The sequence below is a fragment of the Trujillonella humicola genome, assembly GCF_046233715.1.
In the GTDB taxonomy this organism is placed as follows: domain Bacteria; phylum Actinomycetota; class Actinomycetes; order Mycobacteriales; family Geodermatophilaceae; genus Trujillonella; species Trujillonella humicola.
The window spans coordinates 53,211-68,527 of record NZ_JBJNRJ010000021.1 but is presented as its reverse complement, the minus strand read 5'-3'; the positions used below and the strand labels follow the sequence as shown (position 1 = coordinate 68,527).

Annotated in this window: 11 protein-coding genes; 4 read left to right on the top strand and 7 right to left on the bottom strand. The window is 74.3% G+C overall.

The features are described 5' to 3' along the window. The first annotated feature begins 414 nt into the window (after positions 1-414). Both ACK586_RS12885 and ACK586_RS12880 read left to right on the top strand, forming a co-directional pair. Positions 415-1,701: an alpha/beta hydrolase gene (locus tag ACK586_RS12885; protein ID WP_409330886.1), complete on the top strand. Its 1,287-nt coding sequence runs from the start codon at positions 415-417 to the stop codon at positions 1,699-1,701. Between the two features lie 154 nt (positions 1,702-1,855). Beyond that, entirely contained in the window at positions 1,856-3,394 is a 1,539-nt protein-coding gene (locus tag ACK586_RS12880) for an acyl-CoA synthetase (RefSeq protein ID WP_409330885.1), read from the top strand. A gap of 288 nt (positions 3,395-3,682) precedes the next feature. Here the strand turns inward: ACK586_RS12880 and ACK586_RS12875 are convergent, their stop codons facing one another. Genes ACK586_RS12875 through ACK586_RS12860 form a run of 4 tightly spaced genes read right to left on the bottom strand, consistent with a single transcriptional unit; the run spans position 3,683 to position 8,794 of the window. Further along, complete coding sequence (locus tag ACK586_RS12875; protein ID WP_409330884.1) at positions 3,683-4,960, bottom strand: alpha/beta hydrolase fold domain-containing protein; 1,278 nt, start codon at positions 4,958-4,960, stop codon at positions 3,683-3,685. Next, on the bottom strand, positions 4,957-5,730 hold the full coding sequence (locus ACK586_RS12870) for an alpha/beta hydrolase (RefSeq protein WP_409330883.1): 774 nt from the start codon (positions 5,728-5,730) through the stop codon (positions 4,957-4,959). Before ACK586_RS12870 ends, ACK586_RS12875 begins: the two co-directional genes overlap by 4 nt. A 32-nt stretch (positions 5,731-5,762) precedes the next feature. Then, positions 5,763-7,397, bottom strand: coding sequence for an HAD-IB family hydrolase (locus ACK586_RS12865; RefSeq protein ID WP_409330882.1), 1,635 nt, complete (start codon positions 7,395-7,397; stop codon positions 5,763-5,765). After that, entirely contained in the window at positions 7,394-8,794 is a 1,401-nt protein-coding gene (locus ACK586_RS12860; protein ID WP_409330881.1) for a wax ester/triacylglycerol synthase family O-acyltransferase, read from the bottom strand. Before ACK586_RS12860 ends, ACK586_RS12865 begins: the two co-directional genes overlap by 4 nt. Positions 8,795-8,918: 124 nt before the next feature. Between ACK586_RS12860 and ACK586_RS12855 the strand changes: the two genes are divergently transcribed. Then, positions 8,919-9,917, top strand: coding sequence for an NAD(P)H-dependent glycerol-3-phosphate dehydrogenase (locus ACK586_RS12855; protein ID WP_409330880.1), 999 nt, complete (start codon positions 8,919-8,921; stop codon positions 9,915-9,917). A gap of 28 nt (positions 9,918-9,945) precedes the next feature. After that, entirely contained in the window at positions 9,946-12,351 is a 2,406-nt protein-coding gene (locus ACK586_RS12850; RefSeq protein ID WP_409330879.1) for a glycerol-3-phosphate 1-O-acyltransferase, read from the top strand. A 34-nt stretch (positions 12,352-12,385) separates the two neighbouring features. Here ACK586_RS12850 and ACK586_RS12845 read toward each other — a convergent pair whose 3' ends face one another. From ACK586_RS12845 to ACK586_RS12835, 3 genes are all read right to left on the bottom strand, one after another. Beyond that, positions 12,386-13,132, bottom strand: a complete 747-nt coding sequence (locus tag ACK586_RS12845) for a patatin-like phospholipase family protein (RefSeq protein WP_409330878.1) — start codon at positions 13,130-13,132, stop codon at positions 12,386-12,388. Between the two features lie 150 nt (positions 13,133-13,282). Then, positions 13,283-14,074, bottom strand: a complete 792-nt coding sequence (locus tag ACK586_RS12840; protein ID WP_409330877.1) for an enoyl-CoA hydratase/isomerase family protein — start codon at positions 14,072-14,074, stop codon at positions 13,283-13,285. A gap of 13 nt (positions 14,075-14,087) precedes the next feature. Next, on the bottom strand, positions 14,088-15,227 hold the full coding sequence (locus tag ACK586_RS12835) for an acyl-CoA dehydrogenase family protein (protein WP_409330876.1): 1,140 nt from the start codon (positions 15,225-15,227) through the stop codon (positions 14,088-14,090). Positions 15,228-15,317 lie beyond the last annotated feature (90 nt).

The window sequence follows — 15,317 nt, the reverse complement described above, 5'->3', positions numbered from 1 at the left end:
ATCGACGAATCCAGCCAAAGACAGCCAAGCGTCGGTCAGGCGGAGAGTCAGACCCGCCGGGGTGACTCCGTCCTCCACATCCTCACTGTCAGGCGGCGGGAGCGTCCGCGCCGGCCCGGGCGCCGTCTCACGGAGCCGCAGATGACGAAAGTGTCAGGACGTGCGTCGCGGGTATGCCGGGGCCGATGAGCCGGCGCGGCGCGGCGGCCTTGCCGAGAACGCACCGAACAGCCCCCGTCGATGCCACTGTGTGCCCGACGCCGGGCAACGGAGCCGGGCGGCAGGCCTCGGTCGGAGCCGGGCCGGGTGCGAGTGGAGGACGAGTTGAACCGACACGGGGCCCACGGGCCCGAGGAGTCCCGCCCCCGTCACCGCCCGGGCGTCCCCCGGCGGGCTGTCCCGGCGGCGGCGGGCGTGAGCACCGAGGCGACGACCGAGGACTTCTCCTCCCCGACGCTGGACGAGCTCGCGGAGAGCGGCGGGCTGCAGGCGCCGGACCTGCACCCCTCGACCCAGGCGCTGCTGCGGCGGATGTCGCGCTACGGCGGACTCACCGACCGGGTGTCGGTCGGGTCGGCGCGGCGGCGGATGAGCTCGATGATGCCGATGGTGGCCGCGCGTCCATCGGTCGCCTCGGTCGTCGACCGGAGGATCCCCGGCCCCGGTGGGCCCGTCCCGATCAGGATCGTGACGCCGCACGGTGGTCGCGCCCCGCGGGCGGCGCTGGTGTGGTTCGCCGGCGGCGGGTTCGTCCTCGGCGACCTGTCGACCGCGGAGCCGACGGCGCGCAGCCTCGCCGCGCGGACGGGCGCCGTCGTGATCTGCGTCGACTACCGCAAGGCGCCCGAGCACGACATCCACGACGCCTACGACGACGCGCTGGCCGCCGTGCGCTGGGTGGTGGCCACCGCGGACGGTCTCGGCGTCGACCCCACCCGCATCGGCGTGGGCGGCGACTCGGCCGGCGGCAACGTCGCGGCGGTCGTGGCGCAGGAGTACTCCGCCGAGGCCGACGTCCCTCTCGCGGTCCAGGTCCTCGTGTACCCCTCCCTGTCCGGTGAGCACGAGCCCGCCCGCGCCCGCAACGCGCACGGAGGGGCGCTCGACCTGACCGCCATGCGGTGGTTCGAGGGCCACGTCGCCGGCGCCATCGACCCGCACTCGACGCGGTACAGCCCGATGACGACCGCGGATCTCTCCGCACTGCCCCCCGCGGTCATCGTGACGGCCGGCCACGACCCGCTGCGGGACGAGGGCATCGTCTACCTGGACCGGTTGCGGCAGGCAGGCGTGCGGAGCGAGCACCTGCACTACCCGGACGAGGTGCACGGCTTCTTCGCCATGGATCTCATCCTGGACAACGCGGTGCACGCGATGGACGCGACGGCCGAGCGGCTGCTCGACCTCCTCCGGCTCGACGGCGAGGGCGCGAGGAACGCCGGGAGGCAGGCGGCGCTGCAGGCACTGCTCCTGCGTCAGCTGCGGGTGCGCTCCGGTCAGTTGAGCTACCTGGTCGACCAGGCGGTCCGTCTCCAGGCCGCCTACCAGCGCCGGCTGATGCGGCTGATGCGGCTGCCCAACGACCGGGACGTCGAGGCTCTGGAGGCGGGGATGAAGCGGCTCGAGGCGCAGGTCCGGGCCCTGCGTCGTCAGCTGGAGCGCGCGACGACGGACCGCCCGCCCGAGCCTCCACGGGCATGAGGGGCTCGGGACCTCACGGCGCGGGCGCCAGAGGCTATTCAGTTCGACTAGTCACCTCTTAGGCTGCCGCGGGAGGGCATCGCCCTCGCCGCGGCCACCGGACGACCCGGGGGCGATGACCGCAACGACGCGGCCTCGAGGAAGAGGTGGAGCGATGTACCCGCGTACCTGGGTGGGGACCGGCCGGGCGGCCGTCGTCATGGGATCGGGCGAGTCCGTCAGCTATGAGGAGCTGGAGGAGCGGTCCAACCGGCTCGTGCACCTGCTGCGGCAGCGCGGCCTGGGCCGGGGCGACGTCGTCGCGGTCCTGCTGGAGAACAACGCCCACGTGCACGAGGTGACGTGGGCGGCGCGGCGGTCGGGCATGTACTTCACGCCCATCAACCGGCAGCTGACCGGGACCGAGGTCGAGTACATCGTCACGAACTCGGGCGCGAAGGCGATCGTCACGTCGCACACGCTGGCCGAGGCCGCCGGTGCGCTCACCCCGGAGGTCGCCCCGGCGCTGCAGGTGCGGCTCATGATGGGCGGGACCATCGAGGGCTGGGAGTCCTACGAGGAGGCGACGGCGGGCCAGCCGTCCGAGCCCGTCGAGGACGAGGAGGAGGGGGACCTCCTCCAGTACTCGTCGGGGACGACGGGACGCCCCAAGGGCATCCAGCGTCCCCTGTCGGGCAAGCCGATCAACCTCGAGGGCGACCCGACGGTGATGTTCCTGCGCGCCGTCGGCTTCGCCGAGGGCGGCGTCTACCTCAACCCCGCGCCGCTGTACCACACGGCGCCGATGGTCTGGACCATGGGCGTGCACCGGCTCGGCGGGACGGTCGTGGTCATGGAGAGGTTCGATCCCGAGCAGGCCCTCGCCCTCATCGAGCGGCACCGGGTGACGCACGCCCAGTTCGTCCCGTCGATGTTCGTCCGCATGCTGAAGCTGCCGCAGGAGGTGCGCGACCGCTACGACCTGTCGAGCCTGCAGACGGTCGTGCACGCGGCGGCGCCGTGCCCGGTCGAGGTGAAGGAACGGATGATCGAGTGGTTCGGTCCGATCATCTCGGAGTACTACGGCGCCACCGAGGCGATGGGGGCCACCTTCATCACCGCGCCCGAGTGGCTGACCCACAAGGGATCGGTCGGCAAGCCGCTGATGGGGATCCCGCACGTCCTCGACGAGGCCGGCCAGGAACTGCCGGTGGGGGAGCCGGGCCAGCTGTGGTTCGAGGGCGGGGTGCCCTTCGACTACCTCGACGACCCCGCCAAGACCGCCGCCACGCGCAACGACCGGGGCTGGGTGGGCGTGGGCGACGTCGGCTACCTCGACGAGGACGGCTACCTGTACCTCACCGACCGGGTGTCGAACATGATCATCTCGGGCGGCGTGAACATCTACCCGCAGGAGACCGAGGACCTCCTCCTGACCCACCCGAAGGTCATGGACGCCGCCGTGATCGGCGTGCCGGACGCCGACCTCGGCGAGGTGGTCAAGGCGGTCGTGCAGCCGGTCGACTGGAACGAGGCCGGACCGGCTCTCGAGGCGGAGCTGATGGCGTTCTGCCAGTCGCGGCTGGCCCGGTACAAGTGCCCGCGGAGCGTGGACTTCGACCAGCAGCTGCCGCGACTCGAGAGCGGCAAGCTGCTCAAGCGGCTCCTCCGCGACCGCTACCGCGAGGCGCCGGTGCCCCAGGAGGCCCGGTGACCAGCGACATCCCGACGGGGACCCGGGAGTAGCCGTCGACACCGCGCGCTGGGCCCCCCGGGTACGAAACCCGGTACCGGGCCCAGGCGCTGAAGGTGGTCGCCAAGGGCCTGGAGAAGCGCAGGGCACGCCGGTGCGCGGCGCGGAGTTCGTCCTGCTGGGCGAGGACCGCACCGAGGCGCACGCGGCTGCCTCACCGTGGGCGGCAAGCAGTGCCCGTACCGGGAGGAGTGGCGCCGCGCGGGCTGACGCCCGGCGCTCCGGCGTGGTCGCCGGGGCGCCGGGCCCTCAGGCGTCGTGGGGCGCCGCCGCTCGGTGCTCGCCGTACACCACGCCCAGGAAGCGGCCGATCGCCTCCGCCGTGGCCACGGCCCGCGGCGAGCTCCAGGTGTCGAAGGCGTGCTGGGCGTCGGGCAGTTCGGCGTAGGCCACCACGTTCCGCGAGACGGCCCGCAGCCGGGGGACGAACGACCGGGGCTGGACGATCGCCGGCCCGAAGCTGTCGTTGATCCCGTGGACCACGAAGAACGGCGGCGCGTCGGCGTGCACCCGCTCGATGGGTGACGCCTGGCGGAACGGCGCGGGGTCGTCGTCCCACTTCGCCTTGACGATGTTCCGCTGCACATGCCCGAGGAACGTCGCGCCCCCGGTCTCGGTCCGGTCGCTCCAGTCGTACACGCCGTAGAGGGGCACGGCCGCCTGCACGGTGGTGTCCGCGTCCTCGAACCCGGGCTGCAGCTGCCGGTCGCCCGCGGTGAGCGCCGCCAGCGCGGTGAGGTGCCCGCCGGAAGACCCGCCGCTGACGGCGATGAACCCAGGGTCCCCGCCGTACCCGGCGATGTTCGCGCGGATCCAGGCGATGGCCTTCTTCACGTCCACGACGTGATCGGGCCAGGTCGACGCGGGGGAGAGGCGGGTGGTGATCGAGACGCAGATCCACCCGCGCTCGACCAGATGGCTCATCAGCGGGTGGGCCTGGCCCCGCTTGTTGCCCATCACCCAGGCGCCGCCCGGGATCTGCAGCAGGACCGGTGCGCCCGGCCCGACGTCGGGACGCCGCCAGATGTCGAGCATGTTGCGCGGCCCGGCGTCCCCGTAGCTCAGATCGCCGTCGTGCACGTACCGGCGCCAGATGCGGGCCATCCGCACCACCCCGGGCCGGCGCTGCACCGTGGGGTCGACGGGCGGCCGCGGGTCGACGACGTGGTCGCGGTAGTCCGGGCCGAGGGCCTCGGCGAGGGCGGCGTCCAGGACCTCGCCGGATCGCAGCGCACGGCGGTGCAGGACGACGAGGCCTGCCCAGGCGCCGAGGCGCAGCGCCAGCCCGAGGACGCCCGGGGCCCCGCGCACGCGGCCGCGCCCGACCGCGACGGCTGTTCCCCCCACCTGGGCGGCCAGCGAGTGCAGGGGGAGCTCGCTGCTCGGCAGGCCGAGGACGAACGACAGGGGAGCGGCGACGACGTTGGTGGTCGACAGCGGCCGGAAGGCGACGACCGTGGCCAGAGCCGACAGCACGCTCCGGCAGAGGAAGCCCCAGCGGCGCCGTTCCGCGCTGCGCCGGGTCACCCGGGCGTGACCTCGTCCTGGGCGGCGAGCACCCGGGTGACGAACTCCACCGACCGCTCCTCCAGCTCGGCGCGGTCGTAGTCGACCGTCGCGACGTGGTGGCTGCGGTGCAGCCGCAGGACCTCCACCGGGCCGGACACCTCCGTGCCGACCAGGTCCTTGGACGCCGCGTCGACGACGTTGTCCACGTCGGTGGTGATCAGCAGCACCGGGCAGGTGATCTCGGCCAGGCCCTCGCGCACCGCGTTCACGGCGGTCAGGGAGAGCGCCGCCGCGATCGGCACGCGGTCGTAGGCCACCTCGCGGGCGTCGGGGTCGGCGATGTCCCCGCCCAGGGCCGGCATGTACTCCACGCCGGCGTCCAGGGCGCCGCGCAACTGTGCGGCCATCTCGTCGGGGACGGGACCGATGCCGGGGTTGACCACGACGATGCCGGCGAGGTCGGGATGGCTGCGCGCCAGCTGCAGCGCCAGGGCACCCCCCACGGACAGGCCCGCCACGACGACCCGGTCGCACCGCTCACGCAGGTCGGCCAGCGCCGCCTCGGCCGCCCGGAGCCAGTCCTCCCAGCCGGTCGTCGCGAGGTCCTCGGGCGTGGTGCCGTGGCCGGGCAGCAGCGGCAGTTCGACGGTGGCCTCGGTGGCGGCGAAGGCCTCGGCCAGCCCCCGCATCGACTGCGGGCTGCCGGTGAAGCCGTGCAGCACGAGGACGCCGGACCGGTTCCCGGGCGCGCTGTAGGGCTCCGCGCCGGGCAGGACGGAACTGGGCATGTCGCTCCCTGTGTCGTGGGTGGTGGGGTCGGTCAGAGGAGGATTCCGCCCTGCGGCCAGTCGGCCAGGGTGGCGAGGAACGACCGGCGGATCTCCTCGATCCGCTCCGGCAGGTCCTCCAGCGTCCAGTCGGCGGTGGGCACGGGCGGGAGGACGGCGATGTCGACGGTGCCCGCCCGCAGCGTGGCCGAGTTCCGCGACCCCAGGACGTCGGCGTTGCGGAGGACGACGGGCACGACGGGCACCCCCGCCTGCATCGCCATCCGGAAGGCGCCCTTCTTGAACTCCCCGATCTCCCCGGACTCCGAGCGGGTGCCCTCGGGGGACATCGACACCGAGATGCCGCGCGCCAGGCGCTCGGTCACCGGGCGCAACGCCTCGACGGCGCTCGCGGAGTCGGACCGGTCGATGAGGGCGGCGTCCAATGCCCACGCGAGGAAGGCCGACAGCGGCGACTTCCCGAGTTCCTTCTTGCCCACACCGCTGACCCCGCCGCGCAGGACCTTGGCGACGATGAAAGCGTCGAAGTTGTTGACGTGGTTGAAGATGAACACCGCCGGGCGCGCGCCCCAGGCGTTGTCGATCCCGACGGCCCGGACCTTGACGCTGTTGATGCCGAGCAGCAGGTCCACCCACATCGGGAAGGCCACGTCGACACCGGTCCGTTTGTCCCGGTTGACCAGGCCGACGACGGCGCCGCCCACGGCCGCGGGGAGCACGGCCGCGATGCCGGCGGCGTTGCGGACCACCCGGCCGAGCGACCCGCCGCCGCGCGACGTGAACCGGAGGACCGGCCAGCCACGCCGCTCGGCGACCTTCGCCAGGCCGCTCGCCGGGTTGACCGCGCGGGGGTGCCCGACCAGGTGCAGCAGTGCCGCGTCCTCGTCGCCGTCGGCGTACGCGTAGCTCTGGGCGAGGTCGATGGCGTGGTCGGCGGCGAACCGCTGGACCGCGTCGGCCTTGCCCGGGCCCCAGGGGAGGGCACCGACCAGCCCGCCGGTGAGCCGGCCGTCGACGACCTCCAGGCGGGAGCAGATGACGTCCTCGATGCCGAGCGCGCGGGCGACCGGGCCGATCTGGTACTCGGTCGCCGAGGAGTTCAGCACGACCGTGTGCCCGCGGCGCTGGTGGGCCTGGACCAGGGCCCGCATCTCCGGGAAGACCAGTCCCGAGATCTCCCGGTCGTACAGCTGCTGGCCCAGCTCGTGCAGCTCGTCGTCCGTCCGTCCCTGCCAGGCCATCGCGGTCAGCGCCATGGCGGCGGCGAAGTCGGCCCGGCCGGCCCGGCTCTGCAGGTACAGCTGGCCCATCTGGAGGATCTCGCGGCTGCCCACCTCGCGACTGCGCAGGCGGTGCTTGCCGAAGACCGCCGCGGAGTAGCCCGCCATGAGCGTCCCGTCGAAGTCCAGGAAGACGCCGACGCGTGGACCGGCGGGGGAGGAGAGGATCCCCTCCACGGTGCCGGGCGCGGTCAGGCGCAGGACCGAGGTGGTCAGCTCGTCGGTGGGGTCGACCGGGGTACCCGCTCCGGCGTCGGCACCCGGCCCCGAGGGCGGACGGGCTCCGGCGGCGTCCGGCTCGCGCCGGGTCCGCCGCCCGCGGGCCGGGCCGTTCGCGGACCCGGCCGGGGCCGGCGTGGGCGCCGGGGGTCGCTCGCCGGTGCTCATCGCTGCTCCCCGGCCCGGACCAGCTCGTCGAAGGCCTCCTGCAGCGACGTGTGGAGCAGGTCGGGATCGGAGACGGCCTGGGCGTCCATGTTGACGCCGATGCAGCAGCGACCGGCGTACGTGGTCATCACGACCATGACAGCGGTCCCGGCGAGCGGACCGAAGCTGAAGGCACCGGTGACCGGGACGCCGGCCATGTGCACCTCCTCCGGCCAGCCGGGGATGTTGCTGGCCTGGAGGTCGGTGCGCCGCTGCTGCGCCCCCGCGATGCCCTCGGTGAGCCACAGCGGGAGGTAGCTCGCCGCCGGCGCGAGCGTCGACATGGCGTCGACCGCCGGTTCCGAGCGGGCGGCGCCGACCCGCGCACCGATCAGCCGCACCCGCTCGGCGAGGTCGGTCGTACCGGCCGGAGCGGCGAGGCGGATGCCGGTGAAGCGGTTCACGTCCACGGGGTCGTCGGGACGGCGGATGCTGACCGGCATCGCGATCGGCACCTCGTCGATCGGGGAGCCCAGCCGCTCGTGGTACCGGCCGAGCCCGCCGGACAGCACGGCCACGTAGGCGTCGTTGACCGAGCCGCCCAGCGCCTTGGCCGCCCGGCGCAGGTCGGCCAGGGGCAGCTCGAGGGAGCGGTAGGCGCGCCGGATCCCGCGCCGGCGCAGCAGCGGGGACGGCTCCGGCCCCGGCGCCACGGTCCGCCGCGCCGACCGCGCGTAGTCCAGGGCCCCGGACACGGTGCTGCGCGGCGACCGCAGCCCGCGCAGCGCTGCGGACGCGACGCCGCGCGCGGTCCCCAGCGCCCCCGCGGTCAGCTCGAGCGGCAGGTGGCCGATCCGCTGCCGGGTCAGTTCGAGGGCGGTGACGTCCTCCACCCCGGGCGCCGGCGGGAGGGCGCCGGCATCGACCGCGTGCTCGTCGGTGAACAGGGCGCGCAGCATCCGGGTGCCGCCCTGCCCGTCGGTGATGGCGTGGTGGAACTTGAGCAGGATCGCGGCGCTGCCGTCGTCCAGCCCGTCCACGAGCGTGGCCTCCCACAGCGGCCGGGCGGGGTCGACGGGGACCTGCCCGATGCGCTCGGCGGCGTCCAGCAGCGCCTGACGGCCGCCTCCGTGGGGGAGTCGCACGTGCCGGACGTGGTATTCGAGGTCGAAGTCCGGATCGACGATCCAGTACGGCCGGCTGATCGGCACGACCGGGGCGACGACCCGCTGGCGCAGCCGGCGGGCCAGCCGGGAGCCGCGGTCGAAGGCGGTGAGCACGTCGGCGAAGTCCGGCGTCCGTGCGAGGGGGAAGACCGCCAGGACGGTCGACCGGGACCGGATCTCGGCGTCGCCCTTGACGAAGATGGCCTCCATCCCGGCGAGCTCGCGGTCGGCCAGTCTGTCGAGCCCTGCCACCGGGCCTCCTCTCGCCGTGCACGAGGCAGGCGGTGTCGTGGTGGTGACTGAATCAGGCAGATCGTTTAAACGACAAGTGTGAGTACGGTCTCACAACCCGTGTGAGTGCGGTAGAAATCGCTCCGTGAGGGTGACGGTTCTGGGCGCGGGTGCGTGGGGCACGACCGTCGCCGCCCTCGTGGCCGGGCGGCACGACACCGTGCTCTGGGCGCGCGATCCGGAGACGGCGCGAGAGGTCGACGAGACCCACGTCAACGCCCGCTACCTGCCGGGCAGCCGGCTCCCGGAGGGCCTCCGCGCCACGGCCGACCTGGAGCGGGCCGTCCGGGGCGCCGAGCTGCTGGTCGTGGGCGTCCCCACGCACGGGTTCCGGCAGGTCCTGACCGACCTGCGGCCGTGGCTCGGGAGCGGGGTGCCGGTGGTCAGCCTGTCCAAGGGCCTCGAGGAGGGATCGCTGCTGCGCATGACGCAGGTCGTGGAGGACGTCCTGCCCGGGCACCCGCCCGCCGCGCTGAGCGGGCCCAACCTGGCGAGGGAGGTGATCGCGGGACTGGCGGCGGCGAGCGTCCTCGCCGCCGCCGACCCGACCCTCGCGCGGGGCCTGCAGTCGGTCCTGCGACGCGGTCTGTTCCGCATCTACACCAACCACGACGTCATCGGCTGCGAGCTGGGTGGGGCGCTCAAGAACGTCGTCGCGATCGCCACGGGCATCGCGCAGGGGCTCAGCGTGGGGGACAACACCCGGGCCTCGGTGATGACCCGCGGGCTCGCCGAACTGACCCGGCTGAGCCTGGCGCTGGGCGGCGAGGCGACGACCATGGCGGGGCTGGCCGGGATGGGGGACCTCATCGCGACGTGCATGAGCCCGCTGTCGCGCAACCGCGGCCTCGGGGAGCGGCTCGGCGCGGGGGAGCCGCTGGCCGACGTCGTGGCCGGGTCGCGGTCGGTGTTCGAGGGCGTCCGGGCCGCGCACGCCGCGCAGGAGCTGGCCGGCCGGTGCGGTGTCGAGATGCCGGTCTGCCACGAGGTGCACCGGGTGCTGTCCGGGGAGATCCCGGCGTCGGCCGCCTATCGCGGGCTGCAGCGTCACCAGCAGGCAGGACACGAAGCGGAGCCGGGATGACCGGTTCTGCAGGAGAGAGGTGGCCGGCATGACCGCACCGGAGAGCAGGGACGGCGGGACCCCGGTCGGCAGGAACGGGCACGAGGCCGTCGTCTCCCGGCCCGGTGCCGCCGGCCGTACGGAGGCTCCGGGTCGCCGCACGGTCCTGCTCGTGCAGCCGATGAGCCCGGTCGAGGCCAGGGTCTTCGACCGGTGGCTGGCCTCGGCCTCCGCCGGGGAGCCCCGTCCGGACGTGGTGCGGCTGACCGGGGACTGGCGCGGCGGCGGCAACGCCGCACTGGTCGCCCCGCACCTGGACCGCGCCGACGATCCCGTGCTCGTGCCGGTCGGGGTCGTCTGGGGCAAGATCGCCGGGCCCCGCCGCGCCTCCCCGTGGCGGGACCTGCTCCTCGTGGGCAACCCGCACCGGCCGCGCCTGGCGGCCCAGGCCTGGCTGGCCCGCCGGGACGACGGGGGGTGCCAGGTGGTGCTGGGCGCGGGCGCTTCCGTCTCCGAGCTGCGCGGGCGCTTCGCCGCGACCGTCGGCCCGCAGCTCGGGGAGCCCGACGCCTTCGCGGCGTTCGTGCTCCGCCAGGCGACCCTCGCCGTCGAGCGGTCGGTCACGCGGCTGCTCGGCCCGCCCTACAAGATCCCGCGGCTGGTGCGCGACGAGGTGGCCGCCTCGGCGCGCTTCCGCGAGGTCCTCGAGAAGGTGGCGGCCAGGATCGGCCGGCCGGTCGAGGACGTCCTGGCCGAGGGGCGGCGCGACCTCGAGGAGATGGTGACCGGGTGGAGCCGGCTCCTCGTGGACCTCCAGGCGCAGTTCGGGCGCTACATCTACCGCCAGGGCTACGACGCCGACATCGAGTACGACCCGGGCGAGGTCGAGCGCGTCCGCGCGGCCGTCAGCAGCCACCCGACGGTCATGCTGATGTCCCACCGCTCGCACCTCGACGGCCTCGTCCTCCCCGTGGCGCAGCTGGACAACGACCTGCCCCGGACGCATCTCGTCGGCGGTGCCAACATGGCGGTCTGGCCGCTGGGCGCCCTGATGCGCCGCGCCGGCGTCGTCTACATCCGCCGCGAGTTCCGCGGCGACGCGGTCTACAAGGCGGTCCTGCGCGAGTACATCGGCTACCTGGTCGAGAAGCGGCTGCACCTGCAGTGGGCGATCGAGGGCACGCGGTCGCGGACCGGCAAGATGGAGCCGCCCCGCCTCGGGCTGCTGGCCTACGTGGTGGGCGCCCTGCGCGAGGGCCGCGCCGAGGACGTGATGCTGGCCCCGGTGTTCATCGGCTACGACCAGCTCCACGAGGTCGGGGAGTACGCCGCCTACGCCAGCGGCGTGGAGAAGAAGGCGGAGAACCTCCGCTACGTCGTCGACTACATCCGCGCCCAGCGGGAGCACTACGGCAAGATCTACATCCGGTTCGCCGAGCCGATCTCGGTCCGGGACTTCCTCGCCCGCGTGTCGGCCGACGGCCAGGACCCCAACGAGCTGAACAAGCTCGCCTTCGAGGCGGCCTGGCGGATGAACCAGGTGGCGCCGGTCACCGGCGCGGCGCTGGTGTGCGCCGTGCTGCTCGACGCGGGCGGGGTCGCGCTCACCCTGCCGGAGATCCGCGCCGGCCTCGGTGAGCTGACGGAGTTCGCCGGCGACCGCGGGTACCCCCTCACCGTCTCCGCGCGGTCGCTGGCGACCGACGAGGGCCTGCTCGCGATGCTCGAGGCCCTGACCCGCCACCGGGTGATCGACCACTACCCCGACGGCGACGAGGCGGTCTGGCGGGTGGGACGGGACCGCCACCTGAACGCTGCCTTCTACCGCAACTCGGCCCTGCACGTGTTCCTCGACCTGGCGATCGCGGTCCTGGCGCTCGAGGGCGTCGGGCAGCGCGCCGCCGGGGACGCGGGCGACCCCGCAGATGCGTTCTGGGCCGCGGCGCTGGACCTGCGCGACCTGCTCAAGTTCGACTTCTACTTCCCCGAGAAGGAGCAGTTCGTGGAGCGGCTCGCCGCCGAGCTCGACCGGCAGGTGCCGGATTGGCGCGCCCGGCTGGCAGCCGGGCCGGACGGGGCGCGGGCAGTGCTGGCCGGGCTCGGTCCGCTGAGCGCCCCGGGGATGCTCCGGTCCTTCGTCGAGGCCTACGGCGTGGTCGCCGACGTCCTCTGCGGGATGGGGGCGGAGGTCGACGGGAAGGAGCTGCGCCGGCGCTGTCTCGCCGTGGGCCGGCAGTACCGCCTGCAGGGACGGGTGCACAGCCCGGACGCCGTCTCCACGATGCTCTTCCGCACGGGGGTGGAGCTGGCGACCAACCAGGGGCTGCTCGAGCCCGGGCCGGACCTGGCCGCCCGTCGCGCGGCGTTCGCCGAACGGATCCGCGACGCGCTCCGGGGGATCGACGCCGTGGCCGCGGCCGCCCGCCCGGGGGCACGCACCGCCGCCGGGGGCTGACGCCGGCGGGGACCGATGCCGGCGGCCGGGCCGGTCAGCTGGCCCAGGCCGCCCAGCCGGCCCGCCGGCGGCCCCGGCTGCGGAAGGCGTCCAGGCTCTCGCACCCGAGGTCGTAGGCCTCGCGGTGGACCCGGTCGATCCCCCGCATGGTCATGACGTCGCCCAGGCGCCTCAGGTCCGGCCGGAAGCGCTCGTCGGGGCGGATGTAGAGGACGGGCCGGCCATGGCGCACCGACCAGTGCGCCGTCTCCCACCGGGTCCGCTGGTCGATCAGCCGGCCGACGGTTCCCAGGAGCGGTCCGGCCATGGGAGCGGTGACGACCAGGACGTCGGCGGCGGGTGCGCGGTCGGCGGACGCGGGGGAGACCAGCCCACCGTCGACGTAGCGCCGGCCGCCGATCACGTGCGCGGCGGCGAACCCCGGCAGGGACGACGACGCGGCGACCACGTCGGCGATGGGGTGCTCCGCTGCCGACAGCAGCCGCCGTCGGCCCAGCGGCAGCTGCACCGCCAGGCCGATGACGCGGGCGTCCCGGCGGTCGCCCCAGAGGGCGCCGGTGCTGTCGATGACCCGGCGCGGCCCCGGGCCGCCGGAGAGCTCCCACGTCGGCACCAGGTCGTCCAGGGCCAGCCCGGTGGCCAGCGCGGCGGCCGTCCAGCTGCCGGCGGAGGTGCCCAGCATGGGGCCGTCCTCCAGCGCCATCCCGCCGTCCTGGAGCGCCCGGGCGACGCCGAGGTTGAAGGCGATGCCGAAGGCGCCGCCACCCCCGAAGCACGTCACCGTGGAGGGGCGACCCCCCAGGGGGGCCAGACGTACTGCCTGCAGGAGTGCCATGGTCTTCCCCACGCCGACGACTGTTCCGCGGGTCTGTTCACCATCCGGCCAATCCGTAAACGGATGGCACGTCGGCGGGGGTCCCCGGCGCCCGGCTCAGCGGTGCAGGAAGTCCGGGGGGCGCCGGTCGACGAACGCGCGGACGCCCTCGATGCCCTCGGGGTCGGCCGCGGAGGCGGCGATCAGCAGCGCCTCGGCGTCCAGGTGGTCGGTCAGGTCGCTGCTCAGCGCCCGCCGGGCCAGTGCCCGGGTGCGGGCCATCGCCCGCACCGGTCCCTCGGCCAGCTGCCGCGCGAGCGCGCCCGCCGATGCCGGCAGTGCGTCGTCGTCGGTGACGCGGGCGACGAGGCCGGCGGCGTGGGCCTCGTCCGCGGTGAGCGATCCGTCGGTGAGCATGAGGTCCAGCGCCCGTGGCAGGCCGAGGGCGCGGGTCAGTGCCCAGGAGGTGCCGCCGTCGGGGGAGAACCCCAGACCCAGGTAGGCCGGGCGGATCCGCGTCGACCGGGCGCAGACCACGATGTCGCACGCGGACATCAGGCCCACGCCGGCGCCCGCGACCGCACCGTGGACCGCGGCGACCACCGGGAGGTGGAGGTCGAGCAGCACGCGGACGGTGGCGTGCCAGTCCCGGGCGAGGTCGCCGACGAAGGCCGCGAGGTCGGGTGCCCCCGCGAACTGCCGGACGTCGCCCCCGACGCAGAACCGAGGGCCCGCGGCGTCCAGGAGCACCGCCCGCGCTGCCTCCGGCGTCCCGCGGAGGGCTGCGGCGAGGTCCGCGGCGAGCCGGGCGTCGACCGCGTTCCCGGCCTCCGGGCGGTCCAGCGTGATCCGCCAGACCCGGTCGTCGAGCGCCGTCCGGACCCGGGGCCGGTCTGCTGTGTCGGACACGAGGACCTCCCGGTCAGCGGGCGAGGGCCCGGCTGATGACCAGGCGCTGGATCTGGTTGGTGCCCTCGAAGATCTGCATGATCTTCGCCTCGCGCATGAACCGCTCCACGGGGAAGTCGCGCGTGTACCCGGCGCCGCCGAGGACCTGCACCGCATCGGTCGTGACCTTCATGGCCGCATCCGTCGCGATGAGCTTCGCGACGCTGGCCTGCCTGCCGTACCGCCGGCCGGCGTCGCGCCGGCGGGCGGCGTCCAGGTAGGTCGCCCGGGCCGAGTCGACCGCGGCCGCCATGTCCGCCAGCAGGAAGCCCAGCCCCTGGTGGTCGATGATCTTCCGGCCGAAGGCGGCGCGCTCCTTGGCGTAGGCCACGGCCGCGTCGAGGGCCGACTGCGCGAGCCCCGTGGCGACGGCGGCGATCCCGAGGCGACCGGAGTCCAGGGCGGAGAACGCGATGGGCAGGCCCTGGCCCTCCGCTCCGATCAGCCGGTCGGCGTCGAGCAGTGCGCCGTCCCAGTTCGCGATCGTGGTGGGGATGGCGTGCAGGCCCATCTTCTGCTCGGGCCGGCCGAACGACAGGCCGTCGGTCGCGCCGGGAGCCAGGAAGCAGCTGATCCCGCCGGAGCCGGGGGAGGTGCGAGCGAACAGCGCGTAGAAGTCCGCCCGGCCACCGTGGGTGATCCACGCCTTGGTCCCCGTGATCCGGTAGCCGCCGTCGGTCTGGTCGGCCCGGCAGGTCAGCGCGGCGGCGTCGGAGCCCGCGTGCGGCTCCGACAGCGAGTACCCGCCGATCAGCTCACCGGACAGCATGCGCGGCAGCCAGGTCTGCTGCTGCTCCTCGGTCCCGAAGGTGGCGACCGGGTGACAGGACAGGCCGTGCACCGAGACGGCGACGGCCACCGCGGCCCACCGCGCGCCGAGCTCCTCCAGCACCTGCAGGTACACCTCGTAGGGCTGCCCGCCGCCGCCGAGCTCCTCGGGGTAGGGCAGACCCAGCAACCCGGCGTCCCCCAGCACGGCGAACAGCCCGTCCGGGTAGGCCTCGGCCCGCTCGTGCTCCTCGACGCGGGTCGCGAGCTCCTTGTCGGCGACGTCCCGCACGAGGTCGAGGAGGTCCTCGGCCTCCTGGCTGGGCAGCAGTCGGTCGACGGGCATGGCCGCTCCTCGGGTTTGAGCCCTGTCATCGGCTCATACAGCCGAATCAGTTAGACAGGTATACCCTAAGGGCGGTCGCCTGCTCCGGCG